Source organism: Winogradskyella sp. UBA3174 (assembly GCF_002364335.1).
Lineage (GTDB): Bacteria > Bacteroidota > Bacteroidia > Flavobacteriales > Flavobacteriaceae > Winogradskyella.
The window spans coordinates 8,910-9,708 of record NZ_DEXW01000006.1 but is presented as its reverse complement, the minus strand read 5'-3'; the positions used below and the strand labels follow the sequence as shown (position 1 = coordinate 9,708).

1 protein-coding gene is annotated in these 799 nt (G+C 29.0%); it reads left to right on the top strand.

Features of this window, described 5'->3' with window-relative positions:
- Positions 1 to 446: 446 nt before the first annotated feature.
- The coding region (locus B2U95_RS00685; RefSeq protein WP_296311346.1) for a sensor histidine kinase at positions 447 to 799 on the top strand (353 nt) is incomplete at its 3' end.

Genomic DNA, 799 nt, shown 5'->3' with positions numbered 1-799 from the left:
TATTAAAATTTTTACAGCTCGATACATACTTTATCCTATTTATTTTTCTTGTAAGCTATGTGATTGTTGTAAAAAACAGAATTAGCATAGGTCAAAAATTTGATGTGGTTTTTTTACCAGACGGACCAATTTCACTATTTTTTGATGCTTTTATTATTTTTATTTTCATAAAAGTTATCATAAGCTATATGCGCAAGAAGAATGTGCAAAAAGTTTCTAGCCTTAAAGGGTACTTAAAGTACTTTGGCATCGCATTCCTATTATACATTTGTGCATCAAATATCCTAGGGATTATTATATCAATAATCTTTGATACGGTGTCTAAAAATTTTAATCATCAAACTTTAATAATCGTTAATATTGGCAAAATTATTGAATTTGTCTTATTCGGTAGCCTATATCTAGCCCATTTGTATTCAAAGGAGAACAATACGTATAGACTTGAAATGAATGCATATGACAAAGCATTGGCATCGAGTAAAATTCAGCAACTGAAGGCACAGTTAAACCCGCATTTTTTGTTTAATAATTTGAATACACTAGATCAACTTATTGAAGAAGATAAAGACAAAGCAAGTAATTTTCTGCATCATTTTTCAGAACTATATCGCTATTCTTTAATTACATCAGATAAAAAACTGGTATCCTTAAAAGAAGAGATTCAGTTTACCAAAAGCTATTTTAAGTTAATGGAAGAGAAATATTTGGGTTGTTATTCTTTAGAAATCAATCAAAACAATAAGACGCCAGAAACACTCGTTCCTCCCTTTTGTTTACAAGTATTAATAGAAAACGCTAT